This is a genomic window from Bacillus sp. NSP9.1, assembly GCF_000465465.2.
GTDB classification, from domain to species: domain Bacteria; phylum Bacillota; class Bacilli; order Bacillales; family Bacillaceae; genus Bacillus; species Bacillus sonorensis_A.
On record NZ_CP048273.1, the window covers coordinates 3618608 to 3632500 of the forward strand.

At 46.2% G+C, this 13893-nt stretch carries 10 protein-coding genes, 20 tRNA genes and 2 pseudogenes; 3 read left to right on the forward strand and 29 right to left on the reverse strand.

Annotation, left to right across the window (positions count from 1 at the left end; genetic code table 11):
• Positions 1-2: 2 nt before the first annotated feature.
• Entirely contained in the window at positions 3-755 is a 753-nt protein-coding gene (locus M654_RS18780; protein WP_026588397.1) for a TraR/DksA C4-type zinc finger protein, read from the forward strand.
• Positions 756-786: 31 nt separating this feature from the next.
• Here M654_RS18780 and M654_RS18785 read toward each other — a convergent pair whose 3' ends face one another.
• The 25 genes from M654_RS18785 to M654_RS18905 all read right to left on the reverse strand — a co-directional run bounded on the left by M654_RS18785 (position 787) and on the right by M654_RS18905 (position 10728).
• On the reverse strand, positions 787-3186 hold the full coding sequence (locus M654_RS18785; protein ID WP_026588398.1) for a glycogen/starch/alpha-glucan phosphorylase: 2400 nt from the start codon (positions 3184-3186) through the stop codon (positions 787-789).
• Positions 3147-4628 carry a glycogen synthase GlgA gene (gene glgA / locus M654_RS18790; protein ID WP_051290398.1) on the reverse strand — a complete coding sequence of 494 codons (1482 nt, stop codon included), beginning with the start codon at positions 4626-4628 and terminating at the stop codon, positions 3147-3149. Before glgA ends, M654_RS18785 begins: the two co-directional genes overlap by 40 nt.
• Entirely contained in the window at positions 4625-5653 is a 1029-nt protein-coding gene (locus M654_RS18795; protein ID WP_026588399.1) for a GlgC family sugar phosphate nucleotidyltransferase, read from the reverse strand. The genes glgA and M654_RS18795 overlap by 4 nt, the downstream gene beginning before the upstream one ends.
• A gap of 26 nt (positions 5654-5679) precedes the next feature.
• Entirely contained in the window at positions 5680-6819 is a 1140-nt protein-coding gene (locus tag M654_RS18800) for a glucose-1-phosphate adenylyltransferase (RefSeq protein ID WP_026588400.1), read from the reverse strand.
• Complete coding sequence (gene glgB / locus M654_RS18805; protein WP_035428399.1) at positions 6761-8668, reverse strand: 1,4-alpha-glucan branching enzyme; 1908 nt, start codon at positions 8666-8668, stop codon at positions 6761-6763. Before glgB ends, M654_RS18800 begins: the two co-directional genes overlap by 59 nt.
• Before the next feature lie 196 nt (positions 8669-8864).
• Positions 8865-8936: transfer RNA gene (locus tag M654_RS18810), tRNA-Glu, on the reverse strand.
• A 10-nt stretch (positions 8937-8946) separates the two neighbouring features.
• Positions 8947-9037: transfer RNA gene (locus M654_RS18815), tRNA-Ser, on the reverse strand.
• 3 nt (positions 9038-9040) lie between these two features.
• Positions 9041-9115 (reverse strand) — tRNA-Asn (locus tag M654_RS18820).
• A 4-nt stretch (positions 9116-9119) separates the two neighbouring features.
• A tRNA-Ile gene (locus tag M654_RS18825) sits at positions 9120-9196 on the reverse strand.
• Between the two features lie 12 nt (positions 9197-9208).
• Positions 9209-9282 (reverse strand) — tRNA-Gly (locus M654_RS18830).
• Positions 9283-9290: 8 nt separating this feature from the next.
• Positions 9291-9366 (reverse strand) — tRNA-His (locus M654_RS18835).
• A 24-nt stretch (positions 9367-9390) separates the two neighbouring features.
• A tRNA-Phe gene (locus tag M654_RS18840) sits at positions 9391-9463 on the reverse strand.
• Between the two features lie 8 nt (positions 9464-9471).
• A tRNA-Asp gene (locus tag M654_RS18845) sits at positions 9472-9548 on the reverse strand.
• 22 nt (positions 9549-9570) lie between these two features.
• Positions 9571-9647 (reverse strand) — tRNA-Met (locus M654_RS18850).
• Between the two features lie 15 nt (positions 9648-9662).
• A tRNA-Ser gene (locus M654_RS18855) sits at positions 9663-9755 on the reverse strand.
• An 8-nt stretch (positions 9756-9763) separates the two neighbouring features.
• Positions 9764-9840: transfer RNA gene (locus tag M654_RS18860), tRNA-Ile, on the reverse strand.
• A 5-nt stretch (positions 9841-9845) separates the two neighbouring features.
• Positions 9846-9919, reverse strand: a tRNA-Met gene (locus M654_RS18865).
• A gap of 30 nt (positions 9920-9949) precedes the next feature.
• A tRNA-Ala gene (locus M654_RS18870) sits at positions 9950-10022 on the reverse strand.
• An 8-nt stretch (positions 10023-10030) separates the two neighbouring features.
• Positions 10031-10104, reverse strand: a tRNA-Pro gene (locus M654_RS18875).
• A 9-nt stretch (positions 10105-10113) separates the two neighbouring features.
• Positions 10114-10190: transfer RNA gene (locus M654_RS18880), tRNA-Arg, on the reverse strand.
• 47 nt (positions 10191-10237) lie between these two features.
• A tRNA-Gly gene (locus M654_RS18885) sits at positions 10238-10309 on the reverse strand.
• Between the two features lie 16 nt (positions 10310-10325).
• A tRNA-Leu gene (locus M654_RS18890) sits at positions 10326-10409 on the reverse strand.
• 7 nt (positions 10410-10416) lie between these two features.
• A tRNA-Lys gene (locus tag M654_RS18895) sits at positions 10417-10492 on the reverse strand.
• Positions 10493-10562: 70 nt separating this feature from the next.
• Positions 10563-10638 (reverse strand) — tRNA-Thr (locus M654_RS18900).
• Positions 10639-10652: 14 nt separating this feature from the next.
• Positions 10653-10728 (reverse strand) — tRNA-Val (locus tag M654_RS18905).
• 862 nt (positions 10729-11590) lie between these two features.
• On the opposite strand from M654_RS18905, the pseudogene M654_RS18910 reads away from it, so the two are divergent.
• Positions 11591-12025, forward strand: a pseudogene (locus M654_RS18910) (family 1 glycosylhydrolase); the annotation flags it as partial.
• A 338-nt stretch (positions 12026-12363) separates the two neighbouring features.
• On the opposite strand, the gene M654_RS23650 reads toward M654_RS18910, so the two are convergent.
• The 4 genes and pseudogenes from M654_RS23650 to M654_RS18925 all read right to left on the reverse strand — a co-directional run.
• Complete coding sequence (locus M654_RS23650; RefSeq protein ID WP_201278480.1) at positions 12364-12537, reverse strand: hypothetical protein; 174 nt, start codon at positions 12535-12537, stop codon at positions 12364-12366.
• Between the two features lie 56 nt (positions 12538-12593).
• On the reverse strand, positions 12594-13073 hold the full coding sequence (locus M654_RS18915; protein WP_163170582.1) for a 5-formyltetrahydrofolate cyclo-ligase: 480 nt from the start codon (positions 13071-13073) through the stop codon (positions 12594-12596).
• Positions 12973-13182, reverse strand: coding sequence for a hypothetical protein (locus M654_RS18920; protein WP_163170538.1), 210 nt, complete (start codon positions 13180-13182; stop codon positions 12973-12975). Before M654_RS18920 ends, M654_RS18915 begins: the two co-directional genes overlap by 101 nt.
• Before the next feature lie 21 nt (positions 13183-13203).
• Positions 13204-13324 (reverse strand): annotated as a pseudogene (locus tag M654_RS18925) (transporter); the annotation flags it as partial.
• A gap of 145 nt (positions 13325-13469) precedes the next feature.
• Between M654_RS18925 and M654_RS18930 the strand changes: the two are divergent.
• Positions 13470-13829 (forward strand): hypothetical protein, encoded by a 360-nt coding sequence (locus tag M654_RS18930; RefSeq protein ID WP_026586114.1) that lies wholly within the window; start codon positions 13470-13472, stop codon positions 13827-13829.
• The last annotated feature ends 64 nt before the right edge of the window (positions 13830-13893 follow it).

Genomic DNA, 13893 nt, shown 5'->3' on the forward strand with positions numbered 1-13893 from the left:
ACGTGCTAACCAAAGGACAATTGGAAAGATTGAAAAATGAACTTGAAGCCGGAAAAGAACAGATTATCACCCGGTTTAAAGACAGCGACCATTTTGGCATGGATGACGCATATCCTTACAATTCAACCGGAGAGCTGTCCGCTTACGACAATCACCCCGGTGATGAGGGAACAGAGCTGTATGAACGGGGAAAAGACCTGGCCCTTTATGAACATGAAAGGGAGCATTTGCACGATATCGAGCACGCGCTGGAACTGATCGAAAAAGGGGAATACGGCCGCTGTGAAGTGTGCGGAAAGGATATTCCTTATGAAAGGCTGAACGTGCTGCCTACGGCGACAACGTGCAGCGAACATTCCTCAACAGTCTCTGTCTCAAAAGACCGTCCGATTGAAGAAGAGGTGCTGAATCCTCCGTTCGGCAATTTTGAACTTGATGAAGAGGATGAAAATGTCGCATACGATTCAGAAGACGCCTATCAGGAGGTCGAACGTTACGGAAACTCCGATACTCCGCAGGATTTGGCTGTTCCGCCGCTGTCCTACGGCCAAATGTACATGGAATATGAAGAGCCTGTCGGAAATGTCGAAGATTATGAAAACTATGCCGCAACAGATATTACAGGAAAAGAAATCACCGTCTATCCGACAAAAGAACATGAACAGTATGAAGATCTCCTTGATGAAGAAGGGATCATGACCTCATTCGGAGACCTTCCTCCAGCGGAAAAAGAGCCGTATACAGAGGATGACTAAGCCCCGGATCTTTGGGGCTTAGCATTTTGCATTAGCGGTGATGCGGTTTAATGCCCCAAATCTCTCCGGCGTATTCCTTTATCGTACGATCGCTTGAGAAATAGCCGGCATGGGCGATATTCGTCACAGCTTTTTCAGCCCAGAGCCTTTCTTTCCGGTAATCGCTCTGGATGTTTTCCTGCGCTTCAATATAGGAAGCAAAATCCTTTAAAACAAAATATTCATCATGATAAGCAAGCAGGGAATCGTAGATTTCTTCAAACTCGTCTCTCTCCCCTTCAAAAAATCCGTTGATGAGCTGATCAGCGGCCTGCCTGATTCTTGCATCGTGCTGATAGTATTCCCGCGGCCGGTATCCGCCCTTTTCACCGTAGCCGAGCACTTCATCCGCCTTTAAACCAAACGTATAAATACAATCAGAACCCACCCGTTCCAGTATTTCAATATTGGCGCCATCATGCGTGCCGATTGTCAAGGCCCCGTTAATCATGAATTTCATGTTCCCTGTTCCCGAAGCTTCTTTGCTTGCCGCTGAGATTTGTTCGCTGACGTCTGAGGCAGGAAAAATCCGCTCAGCTAATGAGACCCGGTAATTTTCTAAGAAGATGACCCTCAATGACTGTCTGACTTCAGGATCATGATTGATTTTATCGGCGACAGAATGAATCAGCTTAATGATCTTTTTGGCGTAATGATAAGCAGGCGACGCTTTCGCCCCGAAAATAAACGTTTGCGGGTATATGGAAAAGCTTGAATCATCCTTCAGCCTGTTGTAAAGATACATGATATGAAGCACATTCAAAAGCTGCCGTTTATAGGCATGCAGCCGCTTGACCTGAACATCGAAGATGCTGTCCGGATGAACGGCAAATCCCGTCGCATTTTTAATGAATCTTGCGAGAATCTGTTTTCGTTCCCTTTTCACTTTTTGAAACGCCTCAATAAAAGCGGTGTCATGGGCAAACGGCAAAAGATTATACAGGCTTTCAGGATGTTTGATCCACCGGTCTCCTATCGCTTCGGTTATGAGATCCGACAGCTGCGGATTTGCTTTTAAAAGCCACCTTCTGTGTGAAATGCCATTTGTTTTATTGTTGAATTTATATGGAAAAACATGATAAAAACCGTTCATCTCACGCTCTTTTAAGATCGCGGTATGAATGTTGGCCACACCGTTTACACTATAGCTTCCGACAATCGCGAGATGCGCCATTTTCACTTCTCCGCGGGCGATAATGGCCAGCTTTTCGATCCGCTCCCAGTCTCCCGGGTATTTTTCCCAAAGCCAGCTGCAAAAGCGTTCATTGATCTCCTCAATGATCATAAAAATCCTCGGGAGAAGCGGTTTAAATAAATCAATCCGCCACTTTTCAAGCGCCTCGGCCAGCGTCGTATGGTTCGTATATGAAATCGTATGTACCGTTACATGCCAAGCTTCTTCCCAGGTCATGCGTTCTTCATCCAGCAAAATTCTCATCAGCTCCGGTACAGCTAAAGCGGGGTGTGTGTCATTAATGTGGATCGAGACTTTTTTGTGGAGGCCGCATAGCGACCGATGGTTTTTTTTATAGCTTTTCACAATGCTTTGCAGACTGGCAGACACTAAAAAATACTGCTGTTTCAGCCGGAGCATTTTTCCCTCATCATGTGTGTCATCCGGATATAAACATTCCGTTATGGCTTCTGTTTCCCGCTTGTACTTCAAGATGTTTGTTTCCTGATGAAGAGTGCAAGGCTCGGCGTTCCACAGCCTGAGCGTGTTGACCGTCTTTGTCTCATAGCCGATGACGGGAATATCATGGGGCACGGCGGTTATCACATCAGCATTTTCATTCCAAAAACGCAGACGGCCGCCTTCCTCTGTCATCTTGACCTCACCGCCGAAATAAACGCAGACCGCTTGATCGGCATTGCGGATTTCCCAGACATACCCGTGCTTTAGCCACTGCTCCGGAAGCTCGACCTGATGGCCGTCAACGATTTTTTGTTCAAAGAAGCCGTGCTTGTAGCGAATGCCCATTCCGTGCCCGGGAAGGTCCAGCGATGCCAGCGAATCCAGAAAGCAGGCCGCAAGACGGCCCAAACCTCCGTTACCGAGCCCCGCGTCCATTTCGGTCTCTTCGATCTCATCAAGGGAAATGCCCAGATCGGAAAGCCCTCTTTCAACAACACCGCGGACGCCGAGGTTAAGCAGATTTTGGCCGAGCAGACGGCCCAGCAGAAATTCAATCGATAAGTAGTATGTTTGCTTGTTTTGATTGGTACGGCTCTTTTCATTCGTCCCGATCCAATCAGAACTGATGTATTCCCTGACCATCATGCTCAGCGTCTGGTACTGATCGAGCTTTGACGAATCGCGGAAGCTTTTCCCGCACAACCTTTCAACCCGCTTTAAAAAGCATTGTTTAAAGCTGTCTTTGCACGTGAACATGACGCATCCCCCTTTATCACCCGGTCGAATATCCGCTGATACCGCCGGGCTGATTCGGCCCAGCTCACATCCTGGGTCATCCCTTTTTGAACGATACCGTTCCACACGCCTTTTTGCCGATAAAAGAAAAGCGCCCGTTTGATCGTGTGCTTCATATCATGTGCATTAAAATGGGCAAACGTAAACCCGTTTCCTTCTCCGGTTTTCTCCTGGAAGGCCGAAACGGTGTCATTAAGGCCGCCTGTTTCCCTGACGATCGGAACCGCTCCATATTTGAGGGCGATCAGCTGCCCCAGTCCGCAAGGTTCGAATTTCGAAGGCATTAAAAACAGATCGCTCCCGGCATAAATCTTGCGGCTCCGCTGTTCGCTGAAGCCGATGTGCGCCCTGCACTGCTCCGGATAAGCATACTCCATATAACGGAAATAGTTTTCAAATTCCGTTTCTCCCGATCCTAAAACGATCAGCTGCATCTCTTCCTCTTCAAACAGTTCATGCAAAACCCTTTTGATCAAATCAATGCCTTTTTGCTTCGTGAGCCTTGTGACCATGCCGACAACCGGAATGTCCTCCCTTTCAGGGAGACCCATCATCTGCTGTAACACGGCTTTGTTTTTCCGTTTACCTGCGCGATTTTCCGCGTCATAATGATAATCGATGTCCGGATCGTACAATGGATCATAAACGGATTCATCAATTCCATTTAAAATGCCTGTGAGGACATGCCGCCTTTCGGAGAGGACGCCTTCAAGCCGCTCGCCGTAATAAGGTGTGAGGATTTCATCGCGATATGTCGGACTGACCGTTGTCACTTGATCCGCCGCAATAATCCCCCCTTTCATGTAATTGACATTCCCATAAAACTCAAGCGTTTCTGGGGTAAAATGGGAAAAATCAAGGCCGAGCAGATCGCTGACGGCCTCCTTCGGAAAAATTCCTTGAAATTGGAGATTATGAATTGTAAAAACGGTTTTCATGTTTTGATAAAAAGGCCTTTTTCCGTAGTCTTCTTTTAATAAATAATTGATCATGGCCGCATGCCAATCATGGGTATGAATCACATCAACAGCCATATCAAGCGTGTACAAAGCTTCTAAAACGGCTCGCGAAAAAAAGGCGAACCGCTCCCCGTCATCATCATGACCGTAAAGTGTATCCCGCTTAAAGTAATATTCATTGTCTATAAAATAATAAGACACGCCGTCATGCTCCAAAACTTCGATGCCGCAATACTGCCTGCGCCAGCCGACGGAAACCTCGCACTCGGCGATTTTGGCCATCCTTTTTCTGAAGCCTTCGGCAATCAAACTGTATTTGGGCATGATCACGGCCGTCTCAATCCCTAAAAGGGAAAGCTCCTTCGGCAGCGCTCCGGCTACATCGGCGAGCCCCCCGGATTTCACAAACGGCGCACACTCTGACACAGCGGATATGATCTTCAAGAGTTCATCAGCGCTCCTTGCACAGCTCCTTTTTTCAAAACGAACGGAAGGTCCAAAGTCCCCGACATTTCGATACGCTGGCCGATTTTGACGTCTTTGTCACAGATGACATTTTCTAAGCGGCAACCTTCGCCAATCTGTGTTTTTTGCATAATGATGCTGTTTTTAATTTTTGTTCCTTTGCCGACATAAACCCCCCGGAACAGGATGGAATTCTCGACTTCCCCTTCAATAACACAGCCGTCTGCAATGATCGATTGCTTCACACTGCCGGTTTTCGAATACTTCACTGGAGGTTCATTTTTCATTTTTGTAAAAACGGGGCGATCCATATGAAAAACCTGCCGCCAACACGCGGGATCAATCAGTTTCAGGCTGTGCAACAAATAGTTGTCCGGCGTATCGATAACAGCGGTATATCCCGAATGCTCATACCGGCTGACTGAAAGTGATTCCCGCTCTTTATTGACAGCTTCTGCAAACGAGTTCAGCCCTGTTTCCCGATGGCCCTCAATCAATTCTTTCAATCGTTTTTTGGCGATGACATACATATCAAGAGGCTTTCCCTCCTGGCAAATTTCAGTCAGATCACAGCCGGATTCCAGATGCCTTTTCAATACATGTTCAAAAGGAATTTGACAGACTGTATAGCTGTTTGTGATGACGGCAAATTGCTGGCTGCTTCTTTCTAAATAATCGAGATGCTCGAAAAACATCGGAAACGAGCCAAGCCCGGCCTTATCGTCATGGGGAAGTGAAGAAGGCAGAAAAAACAAACCGTCTTTTTTCCGGTGCAGATCCCACTCTTTCCCAGATCCCAAATGATCCATCAACGAACGGTACGGAGGCTTTGAAAATACCGCAACACTCCGAATTCCGGAATTGACCATGGATGAAAGGATAAAATCGATCAGCCGGTATCTCCCGGCAAACGGGACGGCTCCGATGGAACGGCAGGCCGTTAAATCCTGAAGAGACCGCTGGTTAAAAGCGGTGTCAATCATTCCCAGCATTTGTTTATTCATTGGCATCATCCGCCTCTCCCAGTTGATTAGACAACTTTATGATTTTCTATATAGTCCTCGGTGATAAGCAGAACCCCGCCACTTTTACAGCTTGCGCGAAAACCGTCAGGAATCCTCACCCCTGCCGGAACAATCGCATTTTTTATTTCAACATGGTCTCCGATTTCCGCGTCATGCATAATGACCGAATGTTCCACTTTGGAATGCCGGCCGATCTTGACCCCTTGAAAAATAACCGAGCGGCGGACTGCTCCATAAACGGCGCAGCCTTCACTGATGAGCGATTCTTTGACATCCGCCTGATCGGCGATAAACTGGGGCGGAAGGTTGGGCGCAACCGAGTAAATGCGCCAGTTCCGTTCAAACAAATCGAGCGCAGGATTGTCTCCAAGCAGATCCATGTTGGCCTGCCACAAACTCTCGACCGTCCCGACATCCTTCCAGTAGCCTTGAAACGGATAAGCGCTCAGCTTCTTTTCTTCCTGAAGCAGGGCGGGAATGATATCCTTGCCGAAATCATGGCTTGAATCAGGATTGATCTCATCTTTTTCCAACGCTTCTTCAAGCACACTCCATTTAAAAATATAGACGCCCATCGAAGCCAAATTGCTTTTCGGATATTTCGGCTTTTCCTCAAAAGATGTGATATCCAGCCGGTCGTTTGTGTGAAGAATGCCGAAACGTCCGGCCTCAGCCCAATTGACCTCAATGACAGCAATGCTGGCATCCGCCTCTTTTTCAATATGGTACTCAAGCATCTTTCCGTAATCCATTTTGTAGATGTGATCCCCGGATAAGATCAATACATGGTCAGGCTGGCGCTCTTTTAAAAAGTGGCGGTTTTCGTATATGGCGCTCGCCGTCCCTTTATACCACTTGACTTCAGATGCTTCGGCATAAGGGGATAAAATGGCGACTCCGCCGTTATTCCGGTTCAGATCCCATGTTTCGCCTATACCGATATATGAGTTCAATAAAAGCGGCTGATATTGAGTCAGGACACCGACATGATGAATGCCGGAATTTGCACAGTTGCTGAGGGCAAAATCGATGATTCTGTATTTCCCGCCAAATGGAACGGCAGGTTTTGCCACATGCTTAGTCAAATCACTCAGCCTGCTTCCTTTGCCGCCCGCCAAAAGCATGGCCACACACCGTTCTTTCATCTCTTTTTCCCCCTCTCTTTTTGACCGCCCTGAGAATCGAGATCCCAAGCGGAGGGACAGTCATGCTGATACAGTATGGCTTGCCGTGCAGGCCGTTTTTTTGTGCCTGAAGAGCCCTTCTGTTGATTTGATGTGAACCGCCGTAGGCTTGATGATCACTGTTTAAAATTTCAACGTACTCCGTTTGAAAAGGGACGCCGATCCGATATCCGTGGTAGGCGGCGGGTGTAAAATTGCAAACGGCAATCAGCGCTTCATTCGGCTTTTTTCCGTAGCGGATAAAAGAGACCACCGATTGTTCGGCATTATGGACATCAATCCATTCAAAACCTTCCGGACGATGATCATTTTCATAAAGAACCCTGCTTTTTTTATAGATGTGAAAAGCATCTTTGGCGAAGTTCCTCGCCTTTTGATGCATGTCAAAGCCGTCTAAAAACCAATCAAGCTGTCCATCATCCTTCCATTCATCAAATTGGGCGAACTCACCGCCCATAAAGAGAAGCTTTTTTCCGGGGTGGGCAATGAAAAATCCGATCAGCAGGCGGTATTGAGCGAACTTTTGCCAATAATCGCCCGGCATTTTATGAAGCAAAGACCTTTTGCCGTAAACCACTTCATCATGGGAAAACGGCAGGATGTAATTTTCAGAGTAGGCGTACATTAAGGAGAAAGAAACAAGATGATGCAGATGCTTTCTTTGTTCTGGAGAAGCTTCCATATAGGTTAAAATGTCATTCATCCAACCCATATTCCACTTATAGTTGAATCCGAGACCGCCTTCATATGTCGGATGCGTTACCTTCGGCCAGTCTGTGGAATCCTCAGCCATCATCAAAAAGTGCGGATCTTTGGCAAAAACCTGTTCATTCAAGGTTTGGATCAATTCGATCGCATAGCGGTTGGCTTCAGGCTGAGGGCGGTTTGGCCAATACAGGAGGTTTGCAACAGCATCGACTCGAAAACCATCTATATGATACATCTCGATCCAATACAACGCATTGGATATTAAAAAACTGTGAACTTCCCGCTTTCCGAGGTCAAAATTCGCGGTCCCCCATTCCCGGTTTTCCCTGTCATGCTCATGGATATATTCATATAGAGGCAGACCGTCGAATAAATACAAGCCGTGCTCATCCTTGCAGAAATGGCCGGGGACCCAATCGAGAATGACGCCGATGTCATGCTGATGGGCTTGATCGATAAAATACATGAGATCATGCGGTTTTCCATATCTGCTCGTCGGACTGTAATATCCCGTTGTCTGATAACCCCATGAACGGTCCAAAGGGTGTTCCGTCAGCGGCATCAGCTCAATATGCGTAAATCCATGCTCTTTCACATAAGGGATGATCATGTCGCTCATTTCCCGATACGTAAAAAAGCTCCCATCGGCTTTCTTTTTCCACGAACCAAAGTGAAGTTCATAGATGGAAACCGGTTTTTCATAAACTGGTTTCCGCCTTTTCTTCTTCCGCCATTGATGATCATTCCATGCGAACTCCGGAAATCGGTAAGTAACAGATGCGGTCTTCGGTCTGACTTCAGAAAGAAATGCGTAAGGATCGCATTTCAGCTTTGATTCATTTGCCGCCGTGATGATTTCATATTTGTAAAGCTCCCCTTCTTCAAGCCCGGGTATAAACAATTCCCATACTCCTTGCCGGTTCACCCTTTCCATTCGATGCGCCAAACCGACCCAGTCGTTAAACGTCCCCACGATTCGAACTTCTTTGGCATGAGGAGCCCAAACGCAGAACCTGAAGCCCTTTTGGCCGTCCTGCTCTGCCTGATGAGCGCCAAACAGCCTGTAGCCTTCGAAAAGGCGGCCCTCATGAAACAGGTGCATTTCAAATTCTGCGGCGCTCAGACGCGTCACTCCTTTCTGCCACTATATTTAAAGATTACTCATTTATTCGCAGAAAATGGCTGTTTCCTTTTTGTGAAAGCGCTTCTTTTTATTGACAAAATTCAACAATGACTTCGAATTGCAGCACATATTAAAAACCCCTGCATCAAAAAGATGCAGGGGTTTCAAGTGATGATGACCCGTACGGGATTCGAACCCGTGTTACCGCCGTGAAAGGGCGGTGTCTTAACCACTTGACCAACGGGCCTTATTGAAAATGGCGGAGAAGGAGGGATTTGAACCCTCGCGCCGCTTACGCGACCTACACCCTTAGCAGGGGCGCCTCTTCAGCCACTTGAGTACTTCTCCAGATGGCTCCACAGGCAGGATTCGAACCTGCGACCGATCGGTTAACAGCCGATAGCTCTACCACTGAGCTACTGTGGAATCATGGTGGGCCTGAATGGACTCGAACCATCGACCTCACGCTTATCAGGCGTGCGCTCTAACCAGCTGAGCTACAGGCCCATGATATGCAAATGGAGCGGGTGATGGGAATCGAACCCACGACATCAGCTTGGAAGGCTGAGGTTTTACCACTAAACTACACCCGCATTTCGCATGGGGCGATTGATGGGAATCGAACCCACGAATGCCAGAGCCACAATCTGGTGCGTTAACCACTTCGCCACAACCGCCGCAATATATAATTGTTAACAAGGTGGCTCGGGACGGAATCGAACCGCCGACACACGGATTTTCAGTCCGTTGCTCTACCAACTGAGCTACCGAGCCTTTTTAAATGGCGGTCCGGACGGGACTCGAACCCGCGACCTCCTGCGTGACAGGCAGGCATTCTAACCAACTGAACTACCGGACCATTTTGGCAATGAATTTAAATTTGGTTGCGGGGGCAGGATTTGAACCTGCGACCTTCGGGTTATGAGCCCGACGAGCTACCGAACTGCTCCACCCCGCGGCGATAAAATATGTATGGCGGAGGAAGAGGGATTCGAACCCCCGCGGGCTTTGACACCCCTGTCGGTTTTCAAGACCGATCCCTTCAGCCAGACTTGGGTATTCCTCCGTAATAAATGGTGGACCTTGTAGGACTCGAACCTACGACCGGACGGTTATGAGCCGTCTGCTCTAACCAACTGAGCTAAAGGTCCTTTAATAGCGGCGGAGGGGATCGAACCCCCGACCTCACGGGTATGAACCGTACGCTCTAGCCAGCTGAGCTACGCCGCCATGATCAATATGAATATAGAGATAACAAAGTGGAGCCTAGCGGGATCGAACCGCTGACCTCCTGCGTGCAAAGCAGGCGCTCTCCCAGCTGAGCTAAGGCCCCAAAAAGAATCGGGAAGACAGGATTCGAACCTGCGACCCCATGGTCCCAAACCATGTGCTCTACCAAGCTGAGCTACTTCCCGTTGTTATAATGGCGCGCCCGAGAGGAGTCGAACCCCTAACCTTTTGATCCGTAGTCAAACGCTCTATCCAATTGAGCTACGGGCGCATATCCTGTGTGTCTGCCAATTCCACCAACCTGGATCGGATGGTTGAAGCGGAAGACGGGATTCGAACCCGCGACCCCCACCTTGGCAAGGTGGTGTTCTACCACTGAACTACTTCCGCATAATATAATTGGCGATGCGGATGAAGGGACTCGAACCCCCACGTCTGTAAAGACACTAGAGCCTGATTCTAGCGCGTCTGCCAATTCCGCCACATCCGCATAAAAATGGTGAGCCATGAAGGACTCGAACCTTCGACCCTCTGATTAAAAGTCAGATGCTCTACCAACTGAGCTAATGGCTCTAAGACATTCTTAGATAAAAGCCGTTGATTTTCTTCTTTTCAGCAACTTTTATATTATATCATAAATTGATGGTGCCGGCAAGAGGACTTGAACCCCCAACCTACTGATTACGATTCAGTTGCTCTACCAATTGAGCTACACCGGCCCATTCAATATGAATGGTGGAGGATGACGGGCTCGAACCGCCGACCCTCTGCTTGTAAGGCAGATGCTCTCCCAGCTGAGCTAATCCTCCGCGCCGTTTTTCGATCAACTCTCGATCTGACAAGGACTATTATATATGGGAACACACCCATTTGTAAAGGCTATATTAAAAAAATTTTATTTTCAGTTTTTTTCTCAATACGAAAACCGTTTCAATGATATAGTTGATAGAAGGCCGGCTGTTCAACCTCTTCACAAATCAAACAGCATAATTTTAACGCCATCCTTTTTCTATGTATGGACGTATAGGCTCTTATAACAGGTTCTTCAAATGCTTCAGAAATTCCTGTCTTTTTGCGACCGCAAATTTATATTCCTGATGATTGTTTTAGACGGCCTTAATCCCGTTTGGTATAAGCAGCCATGTCTTTCTCTTTCAATATCCTTGAGCTCAATATTAAGCGTTTTTCCACGGGATGTAAAAATCATTGCTGCTTTTATTGATTTAATCTGCCTTCAGCTCTTTCAATGCCGCGGAACAAATTTGCCGGAATGTCCGTGATTCTTGTTTTGACAAACACATTTTATTTCCTTAAATTGATGTTTTAGCGACATTTCGGAGATCAACCTTTTGAATACTGACAATCCCAGTGTTTCAGCTTAGTTTACTTTGGAGTATATCTTCACCACTTTATCGCTTGCTATGTATTCAGCATAGATTGTTCTTCCGGCCTATATTATTTATCCGGTCCATTTAAGCTTCGTTCCTTATTGCCGCTTTTCATATTTCACTTCATATATTTAACCTCCTTTTCACCAGGCTGGGGATATTCCCCTTGGATTGTCCTTTCGTCTTTACAATATAGAAAGCTTACTGGAAAACATAGATCAGCCAAATGCTTTCTTAATTTAAAGCAAAAAAAGACCGGCTTTAAATAAGCTGGTCTTTTACGTTGCTTGGCGGCGTCAAAAATCCATACCTAGAGTCATCTGAATGGGGCTGGCAGATTGACCCCAAAGGGCTGCGGATTACCTTGAACACCCTGTATGACCGTTATCAAAAGCCGCTCTTCATTGTTGAAAATGGACTGGGCGCAGTCGATGTCGTCGAAGAGGATGGCTCGATCCAGGATGATTACAGAATCAATTATTTGCGCGATCATCTAAAAGAAGTAAGGGAAGCGATCGCAGACGGCGTCGACCTCATCGGCTACACATCATGGGGTCCGATCGACCTGGTCAGCGCCTCCACTGCGGAAATGAAAAAACGCTACGGCTATATTTATGTCGACCGGGACAATGAAGGAAAAGGGACGCTGAAGAGAACGAAGAAGAAGAGCTTTTACTGGTATAAGAATGTGATTGAAACGAATGGCGGGAGTTTATAAGATTGAGCTGTTCCCTTTGGGGGAGCAGCTTTTTTTGATTCTGTCCCTTCTCTGTAGCATGTGAAAACAATTTGCTATACACTTGACATAAAAAAGAAAAGCGCGGTGAGGTCCATGTTTAAACTGTTGCTGATTGAAGATCAGATCACACGAGTGACTGTATGCGGCCTGGCGAGAGGGTGACAAATAAGGATGGAGCGTCTAAAGATTACCGATTAAATTCCAGTACATATAATCAACTGAATACATCTTTAGACGCTCCATCATTATTTTTGTCCATTATATCAGGAAACACGTCTGATTGCCCCTTTAAAAAACCCCGTTATTCAAAACGGGGTTTAGAAAGCCTGCTGGATAAATTTATTACGAACAAACGGAATCCTCATGATCCAGTGGATAAAATAATGGCGGATCCGGTTTTGGCCATGAATGACATTGATTACACGATAGCGGTTTTGAAAAAGAATGAGAGCGGCAAGCGTGCCTAATAGAATAAACGTAACTTTTCTCATATGATCCCTCCTATAACCGTATCGTGTCTCAATTTTTTATATTTATTCAGGAGACTTCACTGACAAATGAGAGTCGTTTTTTCCGTGAAAATTTGACTGACAGGGATGTCGTGTGCCTCATGGGGAACCTTGTCGATGATCTGACAGTGGAATGCGAGAGAAGCCGTCTCTTTTGTAAATCCGGCCAAATACCTGTCATAATATCCTCCTCCATAGCCGATTCTGTACCCCCGCGGATCAAAGCATATCCCCGGAACTAGAATAAAATCGATGTCTTCGGGCGCAAGCTGCTCGGTTTTATGTACAATCGGTTCCTGCAAACCGAAGTAAACGACTTCCAATTCGCTTTCGTCTTGAAAGCGGCGGAAATGCATGTCACTTGTTTCCGGCAGACATTTCGGAATGCAAACCGTCTTCCCTTCTTTCCAGGCCCGCTCAATGATCGGCTTTGTCGCCACCTCGGGCTTTCTCGAGATCGTAAGGGCGATGACGGATGCTTCCTTCCATTGTTTTGAGCTGAAAAAAGCCTCGTGAATGGCATTTGTTTTTTGCTGATAATGCCAGTCCTCTTTCTTTTGTTAAAATAACATCTTCATATTCTTCAATTTCTTTTTGTTGTTCTATCAATCTTTCTCTTTCGTTCACTAAAATCGCCCGCTGCCGTCCCGCAATCATATCCGGCGTCTTGTTTAGCAAAAAAAATGGATTCTCCGGCGCTGAACAGCACTTGCAGTTCGATAGCTATCATAATAAAGGATGCAAGCGTTTCGGCCCGAAAGTGACGATAGATCATTTTTTCTTTTTATCCAAGCTTACCTGCTTCACTTCCAAGTTTACTCCTTTTTCGGGCAGTCCATAACGCAAGCGACTTCTATCTTGATTCATAAAGTTGATTTTAGGGAGGGATTTTCCCTAAAGGAGGATTGATTGAATTGTTACATACAAAATTTTATGATGGATTTGAGGGTGAACCTGAAATTGTCTTATCTGATGGAGAAAACAAAGTCGTGATTTGGAATGGATACTTTGAGACTTTATTAAATTCTTTATTAGATACCAACATTAAAAAAGAAGGAATAATCAAAGAGTACTTTTATCAAGAAGGATGGTATAATGACTCACCTTGGGTAATTGAAGATGTACAATTAACAATAAACCAAATGAAAAGTTTTGATGTAAGCAAACTAGATACTTCAGACGGTTTTAAAAAAGAATTAGTTGAATTAGTTAAAGAAACTATACAATTTCTCGAAAACGCCAAAAATAAAACTGTTGTTATTGAATACGATTAAAAGGCCCTTTCGAGGGCCTCTTTTTGTTATTTCAATAATGCCTCTTCTTTAATAATGCAAAACG

What these genes read in the sequence shown, in the direction of transcription:
- M654_RS18785 (WP_026588398.1), bottom strand. Translation starts at nt 3,186, where the DNA reads ATGTTCACGTGCAAAGACAGCTTTAAACAATGCTTTTTAAAGCGGGTT.
- M654_RS18795 (WP_026588399.1), bottom strand. Translation starts at nt 5,653, where the DNA reads ATGAATAAACAAATGCTGGGAATGATTGACACCGCTTTTAACCAGCGG.
- M654_RS18800 (WP_026588400.1), bottom strand. Translation starts at nt 6,819, where the DNA reads ATGAAAGAACGGTGTGTGGCCATGCTTTTGGCGGGCGGCAAAGGAAGC.
- glgB (WP_035428399.1), bottom strand. Translation starts at nt 8,668, where the DNA reads ATGCACCTGTTTCATGAGGGCCGCCTTTTCGAAGGCTACAGGCTGTTT.
- M654_RS23650 (WP_201278480.1), bottom strand. Translation starts at nt 12,537, where the DNA reads ATGAGAAAAGTTACGTTTATTCTATTAGGCACGCTTGCCGCTCTCATT.